This is a genomic window from Acrocarpospora corrugata (assembly GCF_009687845.1).
In the GTDB taxonomy this organism is placed as follows: domain Bacteria; phylum Actinomycetota; class Actinomycetes; order Streptosporangiales; family Streptosporangiaceae; genus Acrocarpospora; species Acrocarpospora corrugata.
The window spans coordinates 1-25,506 of record NZ_BLAD01000104.1 but is presented as its reverse complement, the minus strand read 5'-3'; the positions used below and the strand labels follow the sequence as shown (position 1 = coordinate 25,506).

The 25,506-nt window shown below is 70.8% G+C and carries 19 protein-coding genes; 9 read left to right on the top strand and 10 right to left on the bottom strand.

From position 1 onward, the window contains the following. The 5 genes from Acor_RS37610 to Acor_RS37590 all read right to left on the bottom strand — a co-directional run bounded on the left by Acor_RS37610 (position 1) and on the right by Acor_RS37590 (position 7,889). Positions 1 to 1,596 carry a S8 family peptidase gene (locus Acor_RS37610; RefSeq protein ID WP_155341546.1) on the bottom strand — a complete coding sequence of 532 codons (1,596 nt, stop codon included), beginning with the start codon at positions 1,594 to 1,596 and terminating at the stop codon, positions 1 to 3. Positions 1,597 to 1,662: 66 nt separating this feature from the next. Then, positions 1,663 to 2,091 (bottom strand): hypothetical protein, encoded by a 429-nt coding sequence (locus Acor_RS37605; protein ID WP_174876253.1) that lies wholly within the window; start codon positions 2,089 to 2,091, stop codon positions 1,663 to 1,665. 36 nt (positions 2,092 to 2,127) lie between these two features. Further along, positions 2,128 to 3,948 (bottom strand): M14 family metallopeptidase, encoded by a 1,821-nt coding sequence (locus tag Acor_RS37600; RefSeq protein WP_155341545.1) that lies wholly within the window; start codon positions 3,946 to 3,948, stop codon positions 2,128 to 2,130. 197 nt (positions 3,949 to 4,145) lie between these two features. After that, positions 4,146 to 7,151, bottom strand: coding sequence for an AAA family ATPase (locus Acor_RS37595; RefSeq protein ID WP_155341544.1), 3,006 nt, complete (start codon positions 7,149 to 7,151; stop codon positions 4,146 to 4,148). 48 nt (positions 7,152 to 7,199) lie between these two features. Next, positions 7,200 to 7,889: a hypothetical protein gene (locus Acor_RS37590; protein WP_155341543.1), complete on the bottom strand. Its 690-nt coding sequence runs from the start codon at positions 7,887 to 7,889 to the stop codon at positions 7,200 to 7,202. Between the two features lie 267 nt (positions 7,890 to 8,156). On the opposite strand from Acor_RS37590, the gene Acor_RS37585 reads away from it, so the two are divergent. Together Acor_RS37585 and Acor_RS37580 are read left to right on the top strand one after the other, a co-directional pair. Then, the gene (locus Acor_RS37585) at positions 8,157 to 8,528 is read left to right on the top strand and encodes a carboxymuconolactone decarboxylase family protein (protein WP_155341542.1); all 372 of its coding nucleotides are present in this window, start codon (positions 8,157 to 8,159) and stop codon (positions 8,526 to 8,528) included. 16 nt (positions 8,529 to 8,544) lie between these two features. After that, complete coding sequence (locus Acor_RS37580) at positions 8,545 to 9,303, top strand: SDR family NAD(P)-dependent oxidoreductase (RefSeq protein WP_155341541.1); 759 nt, start codon at positions 8,545 to 8,547, stop codon at positions 9,301 to 9,303. A 52-nt stretch (positions 9,304 to 9,355) separates the two neighbouring features. Here Acor_RS37580 and Acor_RS37575 read toward each other — a convergent pair whose 3' ends face one another. The 5 genes from Acor_RS37575 to Acor_RS42620 form a co-directional block, all read right to left on the bottom strand. Further along, positions 9,356 to 11,434 (bottom strand): L-type lectin family protein, encoded by a 2,079-nt coding sequence (locus Acor_RS37575; protein WP_155341540.1) that lies wholly within the window; start codon positions 11,432 to 11,434, stop codon positions 9,356 to 9,358. Positions 11,435 to 11,686: 252 nt separating this feature from the next. Further along, positions 11,687 to 12,934, bottom strand: a complete 1,248-nt coding sequence (locus tag Acor_RS37570) for a nucleotide sugar dehydrogenase (RefSeq protein WP_174876252.1) — start codon at positions 12,932 to 12,934, stop codon at positions 11,687 to 11,689. 2 nt (positions 12,935 to 12,936) lie between these two features. Beyond that, positions 12,937 to 13,884 (bottom strand): NAD-dependent epimerase/dehydratase family protein, encoded by a 948-nt coding sequence (locus Acor_RS37565; protein ID WP_155341538.1) that lies wholly within the window; start codon positions 13,882 to 13,884, stop codon positions 12,937 to 12,939. Positions 13,885 to 13,990: 106 nt separating this feature from the next. Further along, positions 13,991 to 15,124, bottom strand: a complete 1,134-nt coding sequence (locus Acor_RS37560; RefSeq protein WP_246239665.1) for a glycosyltransferase — start codon at positions 15,122 to 15,124, stop codon at positions 13,991 to 13,993. Positions 15,125 to 15,137: 13 nt separating this feature from the next. Next, complete coding sequence (locus Acor_RS42620) at positions 15,138 to 16,343, bottom strand: hypothetical protein (RefSeq protein WP_170317287.1); 1,206 nt, start codon at positions 16,341 to 16,343, stop codon at positions 15,138 to 15,140. A gap of 45 nt (positions 16,344 to 16,388) precedes the next feature. Between Acor_RS42620 and Acor_RS42615 the strand changes: the two genes are divergently transcribed. The 7 genes from Acor_RS42615 (at position 16,389) to Acor_RS37520 (ending at position 25,364) form a co-directional block, all read left to right on the top strand. Continuing rightward, positions 16,389 to 17,522, top strand: coding sequence for a glycosyltransferase (locus Acor_RS42615; RefSeq protein ID WP_170317286.1), 1,134 nt, complete (start codon positions 16,389 to 16,391; stop codon positions 17,520 to 17,522). A 47-nt stretch (positions 17,523 to 17,569) separates the two neighbouring features. Continuing rightward, positions 17,570 to 18,697, top strand: coding sequence for a glycosyltransferase (locus Acor_RS37545; protein WP_170317285.1), 1,128 nt, complete (start codon positions 17,570 to 17,572; stop codon positions 18,695 to 18,697). Further along, the gene (gene asnB, locus Acor_RS37540; protein WP_155341533.1) at positions 18,685 to 20,553 is read left to right on the top strand and encodes an asparagine synthase (glutamine-hydrolyzing); all 1,869 of its coding nucleotides are present in this window, start codon (positions 18,685 to 18,687) and stop codon (positions 20,551 to 20,553) included. The genes Acor_RS37545 and asnB overlap by 13 nt, the downstream gene beginning before the upstream one ends. An 11-nt stretch (positions 20,554 to 20,564) precedes the next feature. Next, complete coding sequence (locus Acor_RS37535) at positions 20,565 to 21,812, top strand: lipopolysaccharide biosynthesis protein (RefSeq protein WP_170317284.1); 1,248 nt, start codon at positions 20,565 to 20,567, stop codon at positions 21,810 to 21,812. 157 nt (positions 21,813 to 21,969) lie between these two features. Continuing rightward, positions 21,970 to 22,974 carry an NAD-dependent epimerase/dehydratase family protein gene (locus Acor_RS37530; RefSeq protein ID WP_155341531.1) on the top strand — a complete coding sequence of 335 codons (1,005 nt, stop codon included), beginning with the start codon at positions 21,970 to 21,972 and terminating at the stop codon, positions 22,972 to 22,974. After that, complete coding sequence (locus tag Acor_RS37525; RefSeq protein ID WP_155341530.1) at positions 22,971 to 23,993, top strand: glycosyltransferase family 4 protein; 1,023 nt, start codon at positions 22,971 to 22,973, stop codon at positions 23,991 to 23,993. The genes Acor_RS37530 and Acor_RS37525 overlap by 4 nt, the downstream gene beginning before the upstream one ends. A 3-nt stretch (positions 23,994 to 23,996) precedes the next feature. Next, positions 23,997 to 25,364 (top strand): tyrosine-protein kinase domain-containing protein, encoded by a 1,368-nt coding sequence (locus tag Acor_RS37520; RefSeq protein WP_155341529.1) that lies wholly within the window; start codon positions 23,997 to 23,999, stop codon positions 25,362 to 25,364. The last annotated feature ends 142 nt before the right edge of the window (positions 25,365 to 25,506 follow it).

Sequence of the window (25,506 nt, the reverse complement as noted above, 5' to 3'; positions counted from 1 at the left end):
TCAGCAGGCGCTGACCTGGACCCAGTGGTTCGGGCGGGTCTGGCGCAGGGACGTGGTGGTTCCGGTGGTGCCGAGGTACTGGCCCGAGCCGTTGGCGTAGGCCAGGAAGAAGAAGCGGACGGTGGCCCGGCCGGCGGACGCGTGCGTGCTGTTGCTCGCGCGGAAACACGGCTGCGGCGACGGACTGGGCGAGGGCCGCACGGTCGGGCTCACCGTCGGCGAAACGGTCGGCGAAACGGTCGGCGAAACCGTTGGCGAGGCAGTCGGTGAAGAGGGCGGTGAAGCAGGCGGCGTGGCCGTCGGGGTGACGGTCGGCGTGACGGTGGGGGTGACCGTCGTGGTCGCGGAGGACGAGGGTGACGGGGAAACCGTCGGAGTCGCAGTCGGGGTCGCCGAAGGCGCCGTGCGGAGCAGGGCGTTCGGGGAGCCGGTGCCCGGGGAGGTCACCTTGTTCGGGGTCGCCGCCGACACCAGGGCGTCGCGGATCTGCCCGGGGGTGGCCCCCGGGCTGGCCGAGAGCAGCAGCGCCGCCGCCCCCACGACGTGCGGAGTCGCCATCGACGTGCCGCTGATCGTGTTCTTCGCCGTGGCCGAGGTGTACCACGCCGACGTGATGTCGCTTCCGGGCGCGAACACGTCCAGGCAGGACCCGAAGTTGGAGTAGGTCGCGCGGGCGTCGGTGCGGGTCGTCGCGCCGACCGTGATCCCGGCGGGCACCCGGGACGGCGAGGAGTTGCAGGCGTTCGCGTTGCTGTTGCCCGCCGCCAGGCCGTACACGATGCCGGAATTGATGGAGTTGCTGACCGCCGTGTCGAGCGCCTGGCTGGCCGAGCCGCCCAGGCTCATGTTGGCGACCGCCGGTTTGGCGGCGTTCTGGGTCACCCAGTCGATCCCGGCGATGACGCCCGCGGTGCTCCCCCGCCCGCTGCAGTCCAGCACCCGGACCCCGACCAGGCGGACGCCCTTGGCCACGCCGTACGTGGTGCCGCCGACGGTGCCCGCGACGTGGGTGCCGTGGCCGTTGCAGTCGGTGGCGTTCGCGTCGTTGTCGACGAGGTCGCGGCCGGAGACGGCCCGGCCGCCGAAGTCCTGGTGGGTGGTGAGGATCCCGGTGTCGATGATGTACGCGGTGACGTTCGCGGCGGTGGTCGCGTACGCGTAGCGGTTGTTCAGCGGGAGGGCCGGCTGGTCGACGCGGTCGAGGCCCCAGGAGGGCGGGTTGGCCTGCTCGGCGTCGAGCGTGACGATCCGGTCCTGCTCGACGTAGGCCACGTCGGGGTCGGCGGCGAGCCGGCGGGCCTCGGCGGCGGTGGCCCGGAGCGAGAAGCCCTTGAGCACCCGCTGGTACACGTTCCTGACCTGGCCGCCGTTCTCGGCGACGAGGTCGCGGGACTGCGCCCGGACGTCATCCTCGCGCGGGTCCTTGAGTACCACGATGTAGCTTCCGGCGATCGAGCCGGGCGAGCCCGCGCCCAGCACCGAGGCCGGCAGAACCGAAGGGGTGGACGCGGCGGCCGGCAGCGACGCGGCTGCCAGCGCGGCGGCGAGCGGCACGGCGAGCAGGACGGCCGCGGCTCGGTGCGTTGAGGGTCGCATCGGAGTCCTTTCCTGGAGAGCAAGTCCCGAGCTTCCAGGAAATTTCCGGCCAAATTGGGCCGTATATCATTTTCGATCTGACGAGCGGAGCGCCCGCAGCACCGCGAGTACAGTCGGCAGTTCCTCGTCGGCCAGCGACTCGACCAGCTCCCGCAGCTCCTTCCGCTGCCCGCCCGGATCGTCGGTGAGCCACCGCCCGCGCGGCCGGCGCGGCCCGAGCAGGGTCACCAGCGAGTGCGCGGGCAGCCCGAGGATCGCCTCCAGCTCCCCCACCGCCGCCAGCGAGGCCGACCGCTCCGGCCGGGACCTCCCCCGCTGCCAGTTGCTCAGGCTGGCCAGGCTGACCTGCGCGCCGCGCTCGGCGAGCCGTACGTGCAGGCGTTCGAGCGAGAGGCCCCGGGCCGCGATCGCGGCCCGGAGCGCCCTTTCGAACGGACCGGTCCGCAGGAGTACGGCGAGTTCCCGCTCTGTCCCACGGACCCGATCAGCTGCCACACATGTCACAGTTTCATCGCATTGCGATGGAGTCCATCACTGCTGTGTGATCTTCACATCATCTATTCCGGCCTCCACCAGTGAGGCGGTCGAGGCGTCCGCGGCCTGGATCGTGATCTGTACCGACTGCCCGGCGAAGGCGGCCAGGTTGGCGGTCGCCACCCCCCACGCCCCGTTGCGGTTGCTGGCCGCCCCGAGCTGCTGGAAGACCTGGGTGCCGTTGACGAGCACCCGCAGGTAGTCGGCGTTGGAGGAGTTGGTGCCGTGCGCGAGATACCAGGAGAACGACAGCGTCAGCGTGCCGGAGGCGGGCAGCGTGATCGACGGCGACCGGACCGAGGTCAACCCGCCGTCCACGTCGAAGTCACCCGCCGCGGCTCCCGCCGAAGCGCCGGTGACCAGGTCGAACGTGCCGCTCACCGTGGTGCCGAGCTGCTTGGCGCCGCTGCTGGTGGTGGCCGCGGGATCGGCCCGCTGCCACTGGCCCGACGTGGCGGTGTCGGTGCCGAGCGGATTCACCGTCCAGCCGGTGGCGGTCTCGAAGGTGTCGTTGTAGACCACCGTCGGCGGGGTGGCGTTGCAGTACTGGACCTCCTTGCCGATGATCCGGTAGACGCAGTCGGAGTATTCGAGGAAGCGCAGCACGGCCTCGCGGAGGCGGGTGGTCTGCGGGACGATCTGCTCGTCCGGCGGGTAGAAGCCCGGGCTCGAACTGACCGGGTACATCTCGATGGTGTAGGCGAAGATCTTGTAGACGCCCCACATCCAGTCGTCGATCGAGCCGTCGGTGATGTAGAGGTCGCTGGCCTGTTCCGGCGTGTACCCGTTGGTGGAGGCCATGTTCTGGCCGAGCGCGGCGTGCGCGTCCCTGTCGTCCTGGGTCAGTCCTGGGCCGGTGTTGGCGGTCGTGTAGCCGTACGGCCAGAGGATCAGCTCGCCGTAGGTGTGCCAGTCGATGGTGGACTTGATCTGCTGGACGCCGCCGACGACCCGGCCCCTGACGAAGTCGGCCACGGCCTTGACCTCGGGGGCGGATTCGGCGGACGGGCCGCGGTAGGTCTCGCTGGAGGTGGTGCCGGACGAGCCGCCGCAGCAGCCCCACTGGTAGCCCCAGTTGCGGTTGAGGTCGGTGCCGACGGCCGTGGAACCGGTGTTGGGCTGGCGGTTCTTCCGCCAGGAGCGGTAGGAGCCGGTGGCGATGTCGTACTCGCCGCCGTCGGGGTTGAGGTCGGGCATGATCCAGATCTCCCGGCCGTTCACCAGGTTGGTGATCCGGGAGTCGCTGCCGTAGCTGTCGGTCAGCAGGTTGAGCAGGTAGAGGGACATCTCCACGGTCAGGTGCTCGCGGGCGTGCTGGTGCGCCGTGAACAGCACCTCGGGCTCGTTCTCGTCGGTGGCCACGTTGTCACTGATCTTGATGGCCATCAGGTCCCGGCCCTGGTACGAGGTGCCGTAGCTGATCTTCCGGGCGATGGTGGGATGGTCGGCGACCACCTGGTTCACCACCGCGGTCATCTCGGCGTAGTTGTGGTACGCGCTGTCGGCCGCCGGGAAGTCCAGCGGCTGCGGCACGCCGGGGGCGAGCTTGGGGGGAATGACGGTGACGGTGTAGCCGAGCGCCCGGATCGCCGCGACCTCGCTCTCCGAGGCGGTCACCACGACCGAACTCGCCGCCACTTCGTCGATGGCCGCGCCGGTGGCGGCGATGCCGCTGCGCTGGGGCTGCGTGCTCGCCCCCTCGACCCGGTACTGACGGTTCGGCAGCGGCTCGGCCGCCGATTGGGACGTGGTCGCGCCGGCGAATCCCCAGGCGCAGAAGACAACGAACAGTACGAACCCCGTTAAGACACGCTTCACCCTTTTTGACCTCCATCTGCGGACTTGTCCACAAAGTGAGATGGAGGAGTGGTTCGTACAAGTCCGGCACGAGGCCGTAAGTCAAGATAGTTAAGCCATAGAGTCAAATCGCTGGGCTTCTCACCCAATACTGTGATTTTTCAGGAATGACGAAGGCCCGGCCTCCCAGACGGAAAGCCGGGCCTTCGCGGACTTCATCAGACCGGCTTGTCCCTGCCGTCATACCCGAGCAGCCGCATGGCCACGTCCGGCTCCATCGCCGCCGCGAGCAGCTGCGCCCGCTCGTTGGCCCGGTCCCTGGCCTCCTCGGCCCGCCGCCGCGTGGCCTGCTGCGCCCGCATCACCACGACCGCGGCGACCACGAGCCCGACCAGCACGAGGAACCCGACCAGGAACGCGATCGCCGTGCCCGGCGTGAGACCGGCCGAGGTCATGCCGGCCGACTCCGGCGTCATCGAGCTGCCGAAGGCCACCACCAGCACGATCACGAACACGGCCAGCGCCAGCGAGGCCCCGAGCAGCGCCCACAGCGTGCCGCGCGACTTCGGCGGCTCGGCCGCCATCGCCTGGTACGGCTGCGCGTACCCGGGCGGCGGCGCCGCGTACCCAGGCGACGGCGGGGGCTGCGGTTGCCCCCCGCCGTTCCACGGCACGAACTCCGGCGCGACCACGTCGGCCACCTGGCCGCCGTTGCCGTTGACCGGCACCATCTCCCCGGCCAGCGCGCCGGCCGCGAAGTGCGGTGACGGCGTGCCCAGCCCGGTGTGCCCGAAGCCGGAGCCGACCACGGCCGGGACCGGCTCCAGCTGGAACAGCGGCCGGGCCACCGGCAGCGGCAGCATGGACGGGCTGTGCTCCAGGTGGGCCTGCAGCGCGGCCTCGTGGTATGCCTCGATCTCCTCGATGAACTGCAGGTCCTTGTAGACCGCGCCGTTCAGCACCGTGCCCTGGGTGCCCTCCATGACCGCCTTGACGTCGTCGCCGCTGAGCGTCTTGTAGGTCTCCAGCGCGTGCGCCACCGCGAGCACCTCCTCCCGGTTCTCCCGGAGCAGGTCCTCGGCCTTCTCCAGCAGCCGGGTCAGGGTGAACTCGATCCGCATGCCGAGCTCGTTGGGGGCGATCCTGTCGCCCTTGTTCCCCGGCTGCGCGGCCAGGAAGCCGATCTCGGCGGGCCCGCCGCGGCGGCGCTGGTCGGGCGCGCCCGGCATGATCCCCATCTGCTGCAGCGCGGGCAGCGAGGAGACGCCCGCGCCCATGCCCCAGTGCGACTCCATGTGCCCGGCCACCATCGTCGCGCTGGCCAGGTCGCCGGAGACGCCGGAGGAGTTGTCGTCGCCGAAGAAGAGCCGCTCCCCCGCCAGCGAGGCGAGCGAGACCAGGATGTCGGCCTCGTAGGTGGAGCGCCATTCGGTGAACTGGTCCTCGACCGGGATCTGGGACACCATGCCCAGGTAGTAGGAGCCCTTCTCGATGGTGGCCAGGTCGATCTCCAGGTTGTGCTGGACCCGGACCGCCATGACCGCGTGGCAGGCCTCGTGCACGGCGGTGGCGTGCCGCTCGCGCTCGACGTACTCGACGCCTTCCGGCGGGCCGAGCTTCTTGAGGTGCTTGGCCTTGATCACGTCCTGCCAGGTGATCACCTGACGGCCGTCCCGGATGGCGGTGATCAGGGACTCGTTGACCAGGTCCTTGATCGTCGCGCCGGTGCCGTACGGGGTGATGGTGGCCAGCTTCTCCATCTGCGCGTCGGTCAGCTCGTGGTTGACCTTGCCGAAGTAGCCCTCGTAGGTCCGCTTCCGGCCGGCCTTGGACGGGTAGCCGACCTTGTAGATGCGGTCGATCCGGCCGGGACGCAGCAGCGCCTCGTCCAGCGCGTTCGGCATGTTGGTGGCCATCATGACCAGGATGCGGTACTTGGGCGGGGGCTTGGGGCGCATGCCGAGCAGCCGCCGTACGTGCCGGTTGATGATGCCGCGCGGCTTCTTCAGGCCGGACAGCTCGGTGAGCAGGGCCTGCAGGGTGCCCATGTCGCCACCGCTGCCACCGCCCATGCCGCCCATCATGAAGAAGTTGCGGCGGGACTTCGGCTCGTCGGGGGGCGCGAAGGAGTTGGACAGGCTGGAGAGCGTCTCGCCGGACAGGTAGGAGTACCCGTGGCAGCCTGCCTTGCCGAACGCTTCGGACAGGCCGGACATGCCTGGCCCGGTCTGCGGGCCCTGCTGGGCCAGCGAACCGCGCCGTCCGAGTGAGTCGGCCTCGTCGAAGAAGACGATCACGCCGCCGTACCGCAGGGCCAGCTTGCGCAGTTTGCGGAAGAGCGACTTCACCTTCAGGATGCCGATGCCCATGAACATGTTGACGAACGCGCCCGGATCCACGAACACGTACGGCTTGCCGGTCTCGCCCGCGACCGCCTCGGCCATCAGGGTCTTGCCGGTCCCGGGCGGCCCCCACAGCAGGAGACCGCTGGGCACGTAGCCGCCGCGCTGCTCGATCTCGTCGGGCCGCTCCAGGAAGACGATGTTCTCCTTGACCCGCTCGACCACGTGGTCCTGGCCCCAGACGTCGGCGAACCGGGTCTTGATGTCGTCGGGGAAGTACGTCTCCATCCCGCCCCGGGACAGGAACCAGAAGATGACCACGAACTGCAGCACGACGAACACCAGGATCATGCTGTACTGGATGATCATCGGCAGCCAGGACCAGATCAACGCCGGCGCCTGGAACAACGCCATGATCGGCGTCGGATCGTTGGGCAGCACCTCGGCCAGGACGAAGGCGATGAGCGTGATCCAGAAGGCCCACTTGATGATGCGGGCGATCCGGAACCTGTTCCAGTCGGTCAGGCTGCGCTGGGTCCACCGGTTGAAGCCGCCGAACACGCCCTTGGTCCAGAAGCCGTGGTAGGCGGCGGAGCGCTCACTGATCAGGAAGTGCACCTGGCGGAGCACGTCGATGCCGATCAGGTACAGGATCCACGGGGTCGCGGCGGCCTGCTCGTAGAGGGCGTCCTGGAAGGTCATGATGCCCGCGAACTCGCCGTAGGTCTTCATGCTCAGCGCGAGGAACACCACGCCCAGGAAGATGATGATCTTCGCGCGGTCCCAGAAGACCATCTTCTTGCGGGTCTTCGGGTCCCGGTCGTCCGGGCCTGAGCCCGGGGGGCGGAGCCCTTCGTATTCCAGTCGGGTGGCCGACTTCATGGCAGCGTCACCACCCGGGGTTCCGATCTATGGATCAAGGTGGGCTCCTTACCCGAGCATCTTCCTGATCTTGAATGACTGGGTGATCCCGTCCAGCTCCGCGGCGCGCTGCCGATAGCAGGTCGCCGAACAGCGGACGAGCAGGATGGAGACTTTGGTGCTGCCGGCGTTGAGATATCCGGTGAGGTCGAAGGTGTGCGTCTCGCCCTTCGGCCCGAGCTGGTAGTTGAAGCGCACGTGCACGCCGCTGGCGCCGTCGCCGGGTTCGAGCACGTCGTCGGCGAGCAGCTCGAAGTTCTGCAGCGGGAACTCCGGGTTGGACTGCGTGATCTGGTCGCGCAGCGTCTTGGTCACCGGCCACACCCAGTTGCGCAGGGTGTTCAGCGACATGGTGTCCCGCTGCTCCTCGGTGAGCGGCTGGACCACGGAGTACACGAACGGCTCCTCGGCCTTGACGCCGAGGGGGATGAAGTGCTGAGCGCCGGGGCTCGCGGCGTCCGCGTCGAAAGCCGCCGTCCAGACGAACTGGGCGCGCATCCGGGCGCTCTCGGAATTGGGATCCTCGCCATAGAGGATCTGCTGGATGGGTTTGTGATCGACCTTTGACCAGGACGCCGGAACCTTGAAATAGGTTTCGCCATCGTTGTCACGGACATACGTGAACTGGGAGCCAGCACATCCGGCCAGCCCTGCGACGAGGACACCCGCCACAATGGCCGCCAATCCTGCGATACGCACCCGCGATCTCTTCACCTGGGCCATACCTCCGCTTTGCGGGTCTACGAGGTAGTAGTGCCCGTTTTCCAAGTATCCATCTCACGCTGAGGTTGTTACATCTTGGAAAACTTGACCAAATCTTGCCCAGATCTTAGCTCGACTTGTTACATGATCACAGCATGCGGTAATCCGGGTTTGGTTGAAGTATAAACATCTCTCTGGCCTGTCCACCGGCCCAGAACTGGCTGAGGATAGGACGACAACCAGCGCGCGGACCGGGAGTCTGACATGAGCGAACACGAGGTGGACGACCCGAGGACGCGCGGATTGGAGATCATGAAGCGGGTTTACGGCTGGGAGCACGTCGGCGACGCGCCCGGCGACTTCTTCGCCATGACGGTCGAGCACCTGTTCGCCCGGGTCTGGGGGCGGGACGTGCTGTCGATGCGGGACCGGCGGCTGCTGCTGGCCGGGCTGCTGGTCGGCCAGGGCCAGGACGACGCGCTCGCCACCCAGCTCGACGCCGCCCTCCGGGCCGGCGAGCTGACCGCCGAGGAGCTGCGCGAGGTGGTGGTCTTCCTCACCCACTACGCCGGGTGGACTCGTGGCGCGAAGTTGAACGACCAGGTCGAGGAGATCATCGCGCGGACCTCGGACTGAGCCCTAGGCTGCCCGCATGCCTACCGCACTCATCACCGGCGCGACCGCGGGAATCGGCGCGGCCTACACCCGCCGCCTCGGCGGCGACGGTTTCTCGCTGGTGCTGGTCGCCCGGGACCGCGACCGCCTGGCCGCCGACGCGGAATCCCTCCGCCGCAGGTACGGCGTCACCGTCGAGGTGCTGCCCGCCGACCTGTCCACCGACGAGGGCCTGACCGCCGTCGAGGAGCGGCTCGCCGAAGGCGTCGACCTGCTGGTGAACAACGCCGGCTTCGGCCACCCGGGCGAGTTCCTGAAAGTCCCGGTCGAGGCCGAGCTGACCATGCTCAAGGTGCACTGCGAGGCGGTGCTGCGGCTGACGTACGCGGCGCTGCCGCACATGAGCGCCAAGGGGCGGGGCGGGGTGATCAACGTGGCCTCGGTGGCGGCGTTCTTCTCCCGGGGGACCTACAGCGCGACCAAGGCGTGGGTGGTCAACTTCAGCGGGTCGGTCGCCGCCGAGCTGGCCGGGTCGGGGGTGCGGGTGATGGCGCTGTGCCCCGGATTCGTACGGACCGAGTTCCACCAGCGCGCCCACATGGACACCTCCGGCATCCCGGACTTCCTCTGGCTGGCCGCGGACGACGTGGTCCGGGCCTCGATGCGCGATCTCGCGCTCGGCAAGGTGGTCAGCGTGCCCAGCCTCCGGTACAAGGCGATCGTGGGCCTCGGGCGGTTCATCCCGCAGAACGCGGCCGCCAGGATCTCCACCCGGCTGGGCCGCCGGTTCCGGTAGACGGCGAAGCGCGGCCACCCCGGGACCGGGACGGCCGCGCCTGGACCAGACCCTACGGAAGGGCCGGCTTGTTGGTGTCCGTGGCGATGCACGGCTTCTCGGCGGTGCAGCCGGTGCCCGGCACCACCACCGCGATCGAGGCGGTGAACGACGCGGTCACGCCCACCGGCATCTGGCACACCTGGGTGTAGGTGAGCGCGCCGCCCGCGGGCAGGTCGACCGTGACGTTGACGTCACCGGTGCCTTCTGCGGCCGGGCAGACCGCGCCGCCGGTCGCGGCGCACTTCCACTTGAGCGGCTTGAACGCGGCCGGCCAGGTGACCTTGACGCTGGCGCCGTTCATCGCTCCCGGGCCCGGGTTGGCGGCCGAGGCGGTGTAGGTGAACTTGCCGCCAGGCACGTACGGGTTCGGGTTGGACGTCACCTTCACGGCGGCCTGGGCCGCGGCCGGTTTCACGACCAGGCCGCCGGTGACGGTCACGCCGGGCACCCCGACCAGCAGGGCGGTGGTCGGGACGTTGCCGGCGACGGTGTCCACCGCCGAGGTCACGTCGATGGCGACGGGCGGGTACGAACCGCCAGGCGGCAGCGGGTCGGAGCGCGTGCAGGAGACCTTCTGCCCGGCGATGGTGCAGGTCCAGCCGGGTCCCTGGGCGCTGTTGACGGTCAGTCCCGGGCCCACCTCGTAGTTGACCGTGACCGGGCCGCTGCTGGGACCGGCGCCGGGCGCGTTGGTGGCGGTCAGCGTGACCTTGCCGCCGGCGCCCGCGGTGATCTCCTTGTCGCCGCCGACGGCGAGCTTGATGAGGGCGGGCCCGGCCTTCACCGAGACCGTGCTGGTGGCCTTGTTGTCGGCCGGGTTGGCCTCCACGCCGCCGGGCACGGCGGTCGGGATGTCGATGCCGCCGGTGGCGACGGCGGTGCCGGCGACGGTCTTGCCGACCGCGACGTCGATCTTGACGGGCGGGTAGTGGTTACCGGGCCCGACGTGGGTCACGCTGGTGCAGGTGACGACCTGGCCGGCGATCGTGCAGGTCCAGCCGTCGCCCTTGGCCGCGGTCGCGGTGACGCCGGCGGGGATGGTCCAGTTCAGCTTGACCTGGTCGTCGGACCAGCCGTTGTTGGCGTTCACGGCGACGTCGAGGTTGTACGCGCCGGTCTGGCCCGCCTGCCAGGGGCCATTGTCGGTCACGTTCAGATTCAGGTCGGCGTCGAGCGTACGGGCCTGGAAGCCGCTGATCTCGTGCACCGCCGAGGCGTTGCCGGTGGCGGCGGCCCAGCCGACCTTCAGGGTCTTGGGCAGCGGCTCCTGGCCGGGCAGCTTGTCCAGGTCCAGGTCCACCACGACGGGCTGCGGGCCCTTGCCGTTGTTGAAGTCGACCTCGACGTTCATCACGTTCTTGGAGTTGATGTCGATCGTGACGTGTCGCTTGGCGTCGGCCCGCTGGGTGGCGGCGTCGTTGGCCAGGGGATGGACGGCCGGGTCCAGCGACTTGCCGAAGATGTACTTGTAGCCGGCCGAGGCCGAGCCGCGGACGGCGACGCTGTTCGGCGTGAGGCCGGGACCGCCGGGACCGCCGGGGGTGCTGGAGAAGTTGCCGAACTCGTCGAAGCCGATGCCGACGAAGGCGCCGGACAGTCCCTTGTAGCCGAGGCCGCCGCCGGCCTCACCGGGGTCGACCTTGGTGGTGGCGCCGTCGACGATGTAGAAGGCGATGCCGTCCGCGCCGCGCTTGCCGAACTTGTCGGTGGTCGGCCGGCCCTTGTACTGGTACATGTCGAACTCGAGACTCACGCCCCGGTCGGCCTTGATCGGCTTGTCGAAGAGCAGCGAGCCGGCGTTGAACGAGGAGTTGTCGGTGAGCCGGAACGCGCCCTCGCCGTCCGGGTCGGCCTTGCCGTTTCCGGCCAGGACCTCCCGGCAGGCCGGGAGGAACCCGGCCACGGTGGCGGTGGCGGCGGTGGCGCACGGGCTGTCGGCGCCCTTGGGGCTGCCGATCATCCAGCCGGTGGAGGGGATCTTCGCGCCGTGGAAGCTCTCGGAGCTGAGCGGCGCCGCCGATGCGGGCGAGGTCGTGACGGTGAGGCTGAGGCCGGCGAGCGCGGTGGCGGCCACGATCCGGCCTGCCACCTGCGCTCTCCGCGGACGCGGGCGTCCGATATCCATGGTTTCCCCCGATTTTGAGTAAATCCGCACGACCGGCCGTGCGGATTTTCTCGAATCGACGGAGATTCCCCAGAATGCCGATGTCGGGCACAGACCGCAGGCCAGGCGTTCACGACACTTATCGGCAGTTCCGACCCAAAGGAAACATCATCCAAAAAGGATAAATCGCACTATATGCGTTTGTCTTTGGGAAGACTTGAAGGGAACCAAGGACCGCTACAGCAGCTCCACATTCGGCCCCTCACAGCGGCGGCGGGTGTCGAAGACATAGGCCGCGCGCTCCTGGACCAAGGCGTAGTCGAAGCTGTCGTGGTCGGTGAGCAGCACCACCACATCGGCCCGGTCCAGCTCGGCGGCGGTCAGCTCCACCGCCTCCACCCCGGCCGGCGGCTCCGCGAACGGATCAACCGCCGCGACGTCCGCCCCCAGCCGCCGCAGCCGCCTGGCCACCTCGGCCGCGGGCGACTCCCGCGCGTCGCCGGTGTTCTTCTTGTACGCCATGCCGAGCAGCAGCACCCGGCTCCCCCGCACCGCCAGCCCCCGCTGGTTGAGCCCGAGCATCACCCGGTGCGCGACATAGTCGGGCATGTGCTCGTTGACGTCGTTGGCCAGCTCGACGAAGCGGAAGTTGTGCCCCAGCGACCGCTTCACCTTCCACGACAGATACGACGGGTCGATCGGCAGGCAGTGCCCGCCCACCCCCGGCCCCGGCACGAACCGCAGGTAGCCGAACGGCTTGGTGGACGCCGCGTCGATCGACTCCCACACGTCGATGCCGAGCTCGGCGGCGAACACCGCCAGCTCGTTGACCAGGGCGATGTTCACGTGCCTGAAGGTGTTCTCCAGCAGCTTGGACAGCTCGGCCACCCGGGTCCCTGTGACCGGGACGACCTGCTCCACGATGGAGGCGTAGAACTCCGACACGGCCCGCAGCGAGGAGTCCGACACGCCGGACACGATCTTCGGGGTGTTGGCCAGCCCCCAGTGCGGGTTACCCGGGTCGATCCGCTCCGGGCTGTAGCCCAGATGGAAGTCCTCGGGCGTGCGCAGCCCGCTGCCGTCCTCCAGGATCTCCTGCAGCAGCTCCTCGGTGGTGCCCGGGTAGGTGGTGGACTCCAGCACCACGGTCCGGCCGGGCCGCAGCAGCGGGGCGATGGACCGGCCGGCCGAGACGATGTGGCTGAGGTCGGGCGCGCCGTCCCGCAGCGGCGTAGGCACGGTGATCACGCAGACGTCGAAGTCGGGCGACTCGGCCGGGTCCAGGACCGCGCGATAGCACCCGGTCCGCAGGACGTTCTCCAGCCGGGCCGAGGACACGTCCTCCACGAAGGACTCGCCCGTGTTGAGGAGTTTGACCCGGTAGGTGTCCACGTCCACGCCGGTCACGTCGTAGCCGTTCTCGGCAGCCTGGACGGCGAGCGGCAGGCCCACGTAGCCCTGCCCGATGACCATGAGCTTGCGCATGTTCACACCGTCCCCGCGGTCGTCACGTTGCGTTCGAACCAGGCCACCGTGTGCTTCAGGCCGTCGCCCAGCGGGACCGGATCGACGTTCGGGAACAGCAGGCCGAGCCGGTCGCAGGCGGCCTGCGAGTGGCGCACGTCGCCGTGCCTGGCGGGCACGTGCCGGACGGCCGGGGCCGCGCCGAGGATCTCGCCGATCATCGTGATCAGCTGGTTGACCGTCACCCGGGTGCCGAAGGCGAGGTTGACCGGGGCCGGGCTGGTGACCCGGCGCAGGACCGCGTCGGCCAGCAGCCGGACCACCGTGCCGACGTAGGTGAAGTCCCTGGTCTGCTCGCCGTCGCCGTGCACGGTGACGGGCTCGCCGCACAGCGCGGCGTCCACGAAGGCGGGGATGACGGCGGCGTAGGCGTGCCCGGCGGCCTGCAGCGGGCCGTACACGTTGAAGAACCGCAGCGGCAGCACCGGCAGCCCGAATGAGGAGCCGTAAGCCAGCGCGTACGCCTCGGCCGCCAGCTTGCCCGCCCCGTACGGGCTGAGCGGGCGGGTGGCCAGGTCCTCGTGCTTGGGCGTCACCTCGGTGTCGCCGTACACCGAGGAGGACGAGGCGAGGATCAGGTGCGCGCCGGTCCGGCGGCAGGCCTCCAGCACGTTGACCGTGCCGGTCGCGTTCACCTCGTGGCTGGCCACCGGATCGGCCAGCGAGCGGGGCACGGACGGCCGGGCGGCCAGGTGCACCACCGTGTCGGCGGCGGCCACCAGCCGGTCGAGCAGCGGCCGGTCCAGGATCGAGCCCGTGACGAGTTCGGCCGAGGTGCCGTCCAGGTTGTCGGCGCTCCCGGTGCTCAGATCGTCCAGGGCGACCACCCCGCGGACGCCGGGAAATCCCGTCAGAAAAGCGCAGAGATTCGCCCCGATGAATCCCGCGCCACCGGTGATCAGCACTCGCATATCCCACCCCAATGGCATGTGATCGATATTCGAGATCACTTTAGGACTGAGGCCACGGAAATGCGTGCACCGCGATTTCCGTGTCGCCTGGCGGTTGAACTGCCATTCACCGCGCACCGGAAATATCCGCCAGGACCGGGTTGTGCCGATAAAGGTCCTCATATAGTGCACGGGCGTCGTCCACGAAACGCGGAATGCCGAAAAGGCACTCGGCCCTGGCGGCGGCCGCCCGCCCCAGCCGGTCGGCCAGGCCGCGGTCGGTGAGGAGCAGGATCGCCGCCGCCGCGAGTTCCTTGCTGTCGCAGCCGGTGAGCAGCCCGGTGGAGCCGTCCGCGACCACCTCGGGCACGCTGCCGACCCGGGTCGCCACGCACGGCACCCCGGACAGCGCGGCCTCGATCAGGGACAGCGGGGTGCCCTCGTTGTCGGAGGTGAGCAGGACCAGGTCGCTGGCCGCGTGCACGGTCTCCAGGTCGGGCCGCCAGCCGAGCAGGCGCAGGCCCGGCTCCTCGCGCAGGGTGTGCGCGAGGTCGCCGTCCCCGCAGACGGCGAACTGCGCGTCCGGCACCGTACCCCGGATCAGCCGGGCCACCTCCAGGAACCGGTCGGGCCGCTTGACCTGGGTGATCCGGCCGATGTAGGCGACCACGGGCACGTTCTGCGGAAGCCCGAGCCGGGCGCGGGCCTCGGCTCTGGGCGGCAGCGGCGGGACCCGGGTGCCCGGCGGCAGCACCACGAACTTCTCCGGGCTGCCGATGCCGGCCGCCAGCAGGTCGTCGCGGACCTGCTCGCCGACCGCGACCAGCCGGTGGCTGAGCCGGGCCAGGCCGCGCTCGGTCGCGATCATCGCCGCCCGCTTCGGACCGGTGAAGTAGCCGTGCAGCAGGTGCCCGTGGAAGGTGTGCACCCGGGCCGGCACCCGGGCGATGGTGGCGGCGACCCGCCCGAGCGCGCCCGCCTTGGCGGTGTGGGTGTGCACGATGTGCGGGCGGAACGCGCGCATCTCGCGGACCAGCCTGGCCAGCGCGCGGGCGTCGTCGCGTGGCCCGATGGAGCGGCCGAGGCCCGGCACCCGGATGGTGGCCGCGCCCTGCCCGCGCAGGTCCACGTAGTCGCCCTCGCCGGGAGCCAGCGCGCCGGTGTAGATGCGCTGCTCGAACCTGGCCGCGTCGAGGTGGTCCAGCAGCGTCACCGCCTGCAGCGCCGGGCCGCCCACGTTCATCCGCGCGATCACCCTCATGATCCTGATTCGCCTACCCATGTACGGCCTCCGCGTGCTCCTTGCGGGCCGGAGATGGCCCGGCCGGAAGTTTGGTCCACGCCAGCGCCGACAGCAGGCTCGCGACCATGACGATTGGCATGCGCTGGCGAAGGATTAGGCCCACGTTTGCCATCGTCGTCGCGTACGCGACGGTGGCCGGCAGCAGGAACAGCACCAGGACCAGCAGCAGCCGGGGATCCCGCCGCCACAGCCGCCGCGCCCCCACGGCGGCCAGCACCAGCAGCACGTACCAGAGCAGGGTCTCGATCTTGCCCAGCTGGAACACCAGGCTGCCGTCGGCCCACGGGAACGGCGCGAACACGGTGTAGAGCACCTTCGGCCCGAGCGCCGCCCACGGATCGCCGCCGTCGGCGAACACCACCCCGGAGCCGCCGCTCGCGTTGGCCTGCCGTACCAGGGCGGACTGCCCGCGATCCAGTTGCTCCTGCATGACCTCCAGCGGCAGCCCCGGCAGCAGCACCAGCGCGGCCGCCGCCGCCACCAGCCCGATCCCCATCGCCCGGCGCGAGCGCAGCAGCCCGACCGCCAGCGGCAGCGCGCACATGAACACCATGTACGGCCGCACATGCCACAGCGCCCACAGCGCCATCGCGAGCAGCACCAGCTTGCGCACGTCGAACCGGTGCAGATGGGAGATGACCAGGTACAGGCAGACCACCACGAGGAACGCGTTGATGCCGTCCTTGAAGGTGTCCGAGGTGTGGAACAGGAACGAGGGCATGTACGCGGCCAGCACCAGCAGCCGGAACGCCGCCCGCTCGTCCGCGCCCACCAGCAGCGCCGCCCGGTAGAGCACCAGGCACAGCGCGCACGCCACCAGGCCGACCACGGCCGTGCAGGCCAGCGGGGCCGGCCCGCCGCACAGGACCATCACCAGGGCGAACAGGTTGCACGGCACGGCCACCGCGTGCAGGTTGCTCATCTCGGCCGCGGTGACGAACCCGAAGCCGGACATCGACCAGTACTGGGCGATGTCGGCGGCCCAGGACTCGTAGGTGAGGTTGTCGCCGCCGTAGCCGAGCAGGTCGGCCCGGATCACCACGACGTGCACCAGCAGCCGGACGGCCAGCGCCAGCAGCAGCACCGGCAGCACCCGCGCCGCCATCCGACTCGGCAGGCCGGCTCGCACCAGCCAGGTGAGCGTCACCGCCACCATCCCGACGACCACGAACTCCACGCCGACCTCCTTGCACCAATGATCACGCTGAGTACTATCACGGTCATGCTCCGTGACACTTCGCGCCGTCCCGAAATGGTGGTTCAGCTCATCGGTCATCTCGGCCTGGGCGGTGCGGAACACCAGGTCGTGCTACTGGCCAGGGAACTCAAGGCCCGCGGAGTACGGACCGAGGTGCTGGTGATGTTCGGCGGCGGGCCGCGTGAGGCACACCTGCACGAAGCGGGCGTCCCGGTCGTGCATCTGGGCTTCCGCACGTTCTCCGGGCACGGCTGGCGGGCCCTGCCGGCGGGCCTGCGCGCGTGCGCCCGGATGGTGCGCTACCTGCGCAGGACCCGGCCCGACGTGCTGCACGCGCACCTGTTCCAGTGCTACGTGGCCGCCGCCGCGCTGGCCCGGCTGGCCCGGGTCCGGGTGCTGGTGGCCGGCCGGCACACCGCGCCGGACCAGTGCCCGCGCTCCGCGCCGATGCGCGCGCTGGACCGGCGGGCCAGCCGCCGCGCCGACTACCTGATCGCGGTCAGCCAGGACCTGGCCCGGCAGGTCGGCGCGGCGATGAAGGTGCCGGCCGCCAAGATCGGGGTCGCCTACAACGGGCTGACCCAGGCGGCCTTCGCCCGGCACGCCCCCGCCGCCCTCGCCACCGACCGCCCGGTCATCCTGGCGATCGGGAACCTGCACTGGTGGAAGGGGCACGGCGCGCTGCTCGGCGCGGCGGCGCTGCTGAAGCAGCGCGGCCTGGAGTGCACGCTGGTGGTGCTGGGCGAGGGCCCGGAGCGGGGCGCGCTGGCCCGGCAGGCGCACAGCTTCGGCCTCGACCTGCGGCTGCTCGGGTCCCGCCCGGACGTGGGGCGCTGGCTGGCGCGGGCCGACGTGGTGGCCCATCCGTCCCTGGCGGAGCCGCTCGGGATCGCCGTGATGGAGGCCATGGCCGCCGGGGTGCCGGTGGCGGCGAGCGCCGTCGGCGGCATCCCCGAACTGCTGACCGGCCGGGGCCTGCTGGTCCCGCCCGGCGACGCCGGAGCGCTGGCCGACGCGCTGGAGCGGCTGCTCAGCGATCCCGCCCAGGCCGCCGCGCTGGCCGGGGCCGCGCAGGAGTGGAGCAGGGTGCACCTGCACGCGGGGGTGACCGTGGACCGGCATTTGAGCATCTATGGCCAACTGCTGTCCACCAGATAACAAACACGATCATGGCAGCGCGTCGCCGTTCCACTACCCTGCGCGATATGCCGATCATGACCAGGGCTCCGGCCCGCGTCCGCCGGGTCTGCCTGCTCATCGACCAGCTCGGTCGTGGCGGAACCGAGAAACAGCTGGTCCTGCTCGCCACCGGGCTGCGGGACGACGGCGTCGACGTCACCGTGCTCGTCCTGTTCGAGGGCGGGCCGCGGGAACGGGAACTGCGCGACGCCGGCGTCCGGGTGGTACGGCTCGGCCTGAGACGCCTGGCCGCGGCCCCATGGGCGGCGGCCGCCAACGCCTGGGCGATGGCACGGCTGGTGACGCAGCTGCGCCGCGAGGCGCCGGACGTGCTGCACTGCTTCCTCACCCGGGGCTACCTGCTCGGGGTGCCCGCCGGGCGGCTGGCCGGAGTGCCGGTGGTCGTGTCGGGGCGGCGCAGCGTCGCCGCCCCCGGCGGCCGGGTGCTGGCGGCCGCCGTACGCGGGGCGAACCGGATGACCGACCTGGTGGTCGCGAACGCGTACGCGGTGGCGAACCGGGCGGTCCAGCTCGAATCGCTGAGCCTGGGCAAGCTGGCCGTGGTCTACAACGGGCTGCCGGCCAGGGCGTTCGACGCGGTGCCGCCGCTGGAGGTGGCTGCCCCGGGTCCGGTGCTGGCGTGTGTCGCCAACCTGCGGCCGGAGAAGGGGCATCGGGATCTGCTGGCGGCGGTGAGCCGTACCGGGGGCACGGTGGTGCTCGCCGGTGAAGGGCCCGAGCGGCACGCGCTGGCGCGCGAGGCGGAACGGCTCCGGGTGGACGCCCGGTTCCTGGGCGCGGTCGCGGACGTGCGGCCGCTGCTGGCCAGGGCCGACGCCGTGGTGCTGCCGTCGCTGGTGGAAGGGCTGAGCAACGCCGTCATGGAGGCGATGGCAGCCGGCCGGCCGGTGATCGCCACCGCGGTCGGCGGCACGCCAGAACTGCTCGGCGGCTCGCCCAGGCGCGGGCTGCTGGTGCCGCCGAAGTCCCCGGAAGCGCTGGCCCAGGCGATCAACGAGGTGCTCGGGGGAGAGCATCCCGGCCTCGGGGAGACCGCGCGGACCTGGGCACTGTCCACGCTCGGCACCGATCAGCTGGTGTCCGAGCACATCCGCCTGTACGGAGAACAGCTGGAGCGGCTATGTGCGGAATAGCAGGACACATCTCCCCAACGGGAGCGGACCACGAACGCGTCCGGCGCATGTGCGACGCGCTCACCCATCGCGGACCCGACGGCGACGGCTACCACTACGGCCGGATCGCCGGTCTGGGCATGCGGCGTCTGGCGATCATGGACGTGATCGGCGGCGGCCAGCCGGTACGGAACGAGCGCGGCGACGTCACCGCCGTGTTCAACGGCGAGCTGTACAACTTTCCCGAGCTGCGCGCCGAGCTCCTGGCGAAGGGGCACCGGCTGGCCAGCTCCTCGGACTCGGAGCTGATCACCCACCTGTACGAGGAGCACGGCGACGACCTGGTGCACCGGCTGCGCGGGATGTTCGCCTTCGCGCTGTGGGACGACGCGCGGCAGCGGCTGCTGCTGGCCAGGGACCGGCTCGGCAAGAAGCCGCTCTACTACCGCGAGCACGAGGCGACCCTGACCTTCGCCTCCGAGCTGAAGGCGCTGGACGTCCCCAGATCGGTGGATCTCATCGCGCTGCATCACTATCTGACCTACCGGTACGTGCCCGCGCCGCACTCGATCGTGGCCGGGGTGCGGAAACTCCCGCCCGGACATGTGCTGAGCTGGCAGGGCGGCCGGGCGGAGGTCCGCCGCTACTGGCGGCTGGACGCCTCGCCCCGGCCGGTGGGCGACGAGGCGAGCGAGGCGGAGCGGCTGCGGGAGCTGCTGCTGGACGCGACCAGGCGGCGACTCGCGGGGGAACGCCCGGTGGGCGCCTTCCTGTCCGGCGGGATCGACTCGGCGGCGGTGGTCGCCGCCATGGCCCGGGTCAGCAGCGCGCCCGTGCGCACGTTCACGGTCGGCTTCACCGATCCCCGCTTCGACGAGCGCGGCCCCGCGCGGGCGGTCGCCGCCCGCTACGGCACCGACCACCACGACTACGTGATCACGCCCTCGGCCACCGAGTCCATCGCCGAGGTGGCCTGGCGCTTCGACGAGCCGTTCGCGGACGCCTCCGCCATCCCGAGCCTGTACGTGGCCCAGATGAGCAGCGAGCACGTGACCGTGGTGCTCAACGGCGACGGCGGCGACGAGTGCTTCGCCGGTTACCAGCGCCACCTGCTGATGAAGCGGCTGGACCGGCTGCGGGCGCCCGGCGCGCTCGGGCGCGGGCTGACCGCCGCCGGGGCCGCGCTGATCTCCCGGGGCGCGCCGGGCACGCTGCCGCGCCGGGCGGGGTGGGCCCTGCGCACGCTCGGCGAGCCGCCCGCCCGGCGGTACGCGGGCCTGATGACCTGCTTCGACCACGCGGCCAAGCTCGCGCTCTACACGCCGGAGGTGGCCGCGGCGCTGGCGGGTCTGGACAGCACGGCCCTGCTCGACGACGCGTTCGCGGCCTCCCGCGCGGGAACCGCACTGGGCCGTGCCGTCGATGCGGATATTTCCACCTATCTCCCCGGGGATCTCCTGGTGAAAGCGGACATCAGCACCATGGCCCACTCCATCGAGGCGCGCTCACCCTTCCTCGATCACCGCCTGATGGAGTGGGCGGCCGGCCTGCCCGACCAGTTCCGGATCAGGAACGGCAGGACCAAGCACCTGCTGCGCACCGCCGTGGCGCCCTGGCTGCCGGCCGAGACCCTGGCCAGGCCCAAGAAGGGCTTCGGCGTGCCGATGGCCACCTGGCTGCGCACCTCACTGCGCGAGCTCGCCCACGACACGCTGACCGACCGCACCGCGCGCTCCCGGGGGATCTTCCAGCCGGACCAGGTGTCCCGGATGCTCGCCGAGCACATGTCCGGGCGCGACCACGCGGTGCGGCTCTGGACGCTGCTCCAGCTGGAACTCTGGCATCGTTCCGCCGACCGGCCCGCCGTGCCCGTATGAAGAACACCCGTATGAGCAGCAGGCGCCGGGCGCTGGACACCGTCGCCTGCCAGGTGCTCCGGCTGGCGCTCGCCGCGGTGACCGGGGTGCTGCTCGCCCGCGCGCTGGAACCCGGCAGCCGCGGTCTGTACGCGGTCGTCGCCACCACGGCGGGGATCACCATCGAGATCGGCCACCTGTCCCTGCAGCAGTCCCAGATCGCCTTCTGGCCGGACGTCGCCAAACGCCGCGCGCTGCTGGCCAACGGGCTGTTCATCGGGCTGCTGCTCGGGCTGGTCTGCGCCCTCGTCTCGTTCACCGCCAGCCTGGTGCTGCCGCTCGCCCCGCCGGAGCTGCTGGCGATAGCGCTGCTCGCGGTGCCGTTCGGGGTGGCGGCCACCAACCTCAACGGGATCATGCTGCTGCGGGCCCGGCAGCGCCTGGTCAACCGGGCCTGGGTGCTGACCGGCCTGACCCAGTGCGTGCCGCTGCTGATCCTGATCGCCCTCGGCCAGGCCTCGGTGACGGCTGTGATCGTCTGCTGGGCGCTGTCCTCGGCCGCGCCGTTCATGCTGTTCACCGCCACGCTCAAGCTGCGCTCGCTGCGCGGCAGGATGTCCCTGGCCCGCCGCCAGCTCGGCCTGGCCGGGCGCTACCACCTCGGCCGCACGGCCTTCTACCTGCTGCTCACCGTGGACGTGCTGCTGCTCAACGCGCTCGCCTCGGCCCGCGAGGCGGGCCTGTACACGGTCGCGGCGGCCGTGCTCTCGCTGGCCGCCGCGCCCGGCGAAGCCGTACGCCAGCTGAGCCTGGCCCGGCAGGCCGACGCGGACGGCGACGGCGCCCGCCAGGCCACCACCCGCGCCCTGCGCCTCAACCTGCTCACCGCCACCGCCGTGGTGGCCGTCCTGGCCGCCGCCGCCCCGATCCTCATCCCGCTGGTGTACGGCCCGGCGTACGCGCCCAGCGTCGCCCCCATGCTCGCGCTCGCGCCGGGGGCGATCATGCTCGCCCTGCTCAAACCGGTCGAGCAGTTCCTGGTACGGCTGTCGCGCCCGATGACCATGACCGCCATTCCGGTGCTCGCCCTGGGCGTCAACCTGGTGCTCAACGCCGTGCTGATCCCGTCCTGGGGCGCCGTGGGCGCGGCCCTGGCGTCCACGGCCGCGTACACGGTGATCGCCGTGGTGGAACTCACCTGGTTCGTCCGGGCGTCCAGCACCGCCCCCCGGGAACTGGTCCCCCGGCGCGCCGATCTCGTCCTCACCCGTCCCGGATAAACCATTCGCCGCCACCGATGAAAATGACGGCAAAAGGCGCCGCATGATCGCGCGTGGCGCCCGTGGCGTTCATTCCGGCATCTCTACCGTCTCACTGGCACAGATATGACACGTCGAGCGAGTGTTCGGCAGAGGAGTCACCTTGACTGCTATTGGCATGAACTATCTGGTAACCGGCGGTAGCGGATTCATCGGGTCTCATTTGACCGATGCGCTGCTGGATCGGGGCGATTCAGTAACGGTCCTAGACAATCTCTCCACCGGTCGCGCCGAGAACCTGCGTCACTCGGCCGGGCATCCGGCGCTGCGGGTGGTCAACGGCTCGGTCCTGGACGAACTTGTGGTGGACGAACTGGTGCACCAGTGCGATGTGGTCGTGCATCTCGCGGCCGCCGTCGGGGTGCAGCTGATCGTGGACCAGCCCCTCCGGTCACTGACCACCAACATTCGCGGCTCCGAGATCGTCATCGGGGCCGCGCACCGTTATCGCCGGAAGATCCTGGTGGCCAGCACCAGCGAGATCTACGGCAAGAACGCCGGCGGGCCGCTGGCCGAGGACTCCGACCGGATCCTCGGCAGCACGTCGATCTCCCGCTGGTCGTACAGCACCGCGAAGGCCGTGGACGAGATCATGGCCAACGCGTACTACCGGGAGCGCGGCCTGCCGACCGTGGTGACGCGCCTGTTCAACACGGTCGGGCCGCGGCAGAGCCCGTCCTACGGGATGGTCGTCCCGCGCCTGGTCCGCCAGGCGCTCAGCGGCCGGCCGCTGACCGTCTTCGGGGACGGCACCCAGTCCCGCTGCTTCGTGCACGTGCTCGACGTCGTCGACGCGCTGGTACGGCTGCTGGACGAGCCGCTGGCGGTCGGGCAGACCTTCAACATCGGCTCCTCCGACGAGGTCACCATCCTCGAACTCGCCAAGACGGTGATCGAACTGACCCGGAGCACCTCCGGGGTGGAGATGATCCCCTACCACGAGGCGTACGAGAAGGGCTTCGAGGACATGACCCGGCGGGTGCCGGACACCTCGCGGCTGCGGGCGCTGACCGGCTGGAGTCCGCGGCACAACCTGGACGACATCCTGCTGGACACGATCACGGAGACGATGCGGGAGACCTCCCGGGGGCAGGCCCACGAGACGGGGACCGACCCGCGGTGAGTCTCGCTGTCAGCATGGGGACGGTGGTGTCGGCGGCGGCGATCGGAACCGCCGCCACCGTTCCGGTCCGGCGGTTCGCGCTGTGGTCGCGGCTGACCGACCGGCCCGGCGGCCACAAGGCCCACCAGCGCCCCACGCCCTACCTGGGCGGCCTGGCGATCCTGATCGCCACGCTGCCGCCGGTCGCGTTCCTGGCCGACGACCCGGCCGTGCGGGCCGTCCTGCTGGGCGCGACGGCGCTGGCCCTGGTCGGCCTGATCGACGACATCCGCCCGCTCGGCCCGGTGCCGCGGCTGCTGGCCGAGACGCTCGCCACGCTGGCCGTGGTGCTCAACGGGGTGCGGGCCCCCGTCACCGGCACCTGGCTGGACATCCCGCTGACCACCGTCTGGATCGTGGTCGTCGCCAACTCCTACAACCTGCTCGACAACATGGACGGCGTGCTGGGCGCGGTCGCCGTCGCCACCGGCGGCATGCTGGCCGTCGTCGCGTCGGTCATCGGCGAGTACGAGGCGGCGATCATCCCGCTCGCGCTGGCCGGGGCCTGCGCCGGATTCCTGGTCCACAACTGGACGCCGGCGCGGATCTTCATGGGCGACTGCGGCTCGCTGTTCATCGGTTTCGCCATCGCCTGCTCGGCCGTGCTGCTGTTCGACGGCCCCGGCGATCTCGGCCTGGCCCCGGCCGGGCTGCTGCTGGTCACCTTCGTGGCCACCGTGGACACCTGCGTCGTGCTGGTCTCCCGCCGCAAGGCGGGCCGTTCGCCGTTCTCCGGCGGCACCGACCACGTCACCCACCGGCTGCGCCTGCTCGGCCTGTCCGTCTCGCACACGGCCCTCGCGCTCGCCGCGGCGTCGGCCCTGACCTGCGCTCTGGCCTGCGCGGTGGCCGCGCAGGCGCTGCCCCCGCTGCTCGCCCTCGCCCTGGCCGTCGGCTCGGGTCTCGTCCTCGTCGTCCTGCTACAGGGCGTGGACGCCTACCCGGCCGCCCGCCCCGCGCTGCAACCCTCAAGGCGGTAACCCTTGGAACTGCTCACCTACCTGCGACTGGCCCGGCGGAGCTGGTGGCTGATGGCCCTGGCGGCGGGCACGGGCGCCGGGGGCGCGATGCTCGTGACCCACCAGATGCCCGAGCGGTACGCCGCGACGGTGTCCCTGCTCGTGTCCGCCAACGACGGCGAGTCGACCACGGCCACCGCGTACCAGGCCAACCTGCTGTCGCAGCAGCGGGTCAAGTCGTACGCGAACCTGATCACCAGCCGCCGGGTGGTGGCGGCCGTGGCCGAGCCGGAGGGGATCGCCCCCGACGTGCTGGCCCGGCACGTGAAGGCGGAGGCGGTGCCGGACACGGTGCTGCTGCGGGCCACCGTGACGGACGGGGATCCGGCCAGGGCCGGGCGGCTGGCCAACGCGGTCGGCCGCGAGCTGACCAAGCTGATCGACGAGATCGAGCGCCCGTCGAAGAACAACCCGTCCACCATCAAGGTCACCGTCATCGACGGGGCGACCACGCCGAAGCAGCCGGTCAGCCCGCGCCCGCTGCTCAACCTGTCCATCGGCATGCTGCTCAGCCTGCTCGCCACCGGGGCGGCGATCGTGCTGTACGACCGGCTCGACACCACCGTGAAGAGCCCTGAGGAACTGCTGGACGCCACCGGCGGGGCGGTGCTCGGCGTCATCGGCTACGAGAAGGACGCCAAACAGCATCCGCTGATCGTGCGGGACCAGGGCACGTCCATCCGGGCGGAGGCGTTCCGCGCGATCCGTACCAACCTGCAGTTCGTCGGCATCGACGAGAAGCCCAGGTCGCTGGTGATCACCAGCTGCCTGCCCGGCGAGGGCAAGTCCTCCACCTCGGTCAACCTGGCCATCGCGCTGGGCCAGGCCGGCTGGCGGGTGCTGCTCATGGACGCCGACCTGCGCCGCCCCAGCGTGCCGGACTACCTCGGCATCGAGGGCGCGGTCGGGCTCACCAACGTCCTGATCGGCACCGCCGCGCTGGAAGACGCGGTGCAGACCTGGGGCGACGACCGGATCGAGGTGCTGCCCAGCGGTCCCATCCCGCCCAACCCGAGCGAGCTGCTCAGTTCGCACCAGATGCGCCAGCTGCTCGCCGGGCTGCGCAAGACCTACGACATGGTGATCATCGACGCGCCGCCGCTGCTTCCCGTCACCGACGCCGCCACTCTGGCGGCCGTCTGCGACGGGGTCCTGCTGGTGGCCCGCAGCGCCAAGACCCACCACGACCATCTGGTCCGGGCCAGGACCCAGCTCGCCTCGGTCAACGCCCGCCTGATCGGCTCGATCCTCAACTTCACGCCCGCCAAGTCCACCCACCAGTACGGGTACGACTACGAGTACGAGCCGATCAAGACCCCCGTGGGGGTCTAACCCCGGACACTCTCCGTGCCGCCGGCCAGCAGGCGCAGCGGCACGGAGAGCTCCGCCACGATCCGCCGCCCGACCGCCCGGTAGACCCGCCCCGACCGCCCGATCGGATCAACGACATCAGGCTCCCCCACCCGCACCAGCC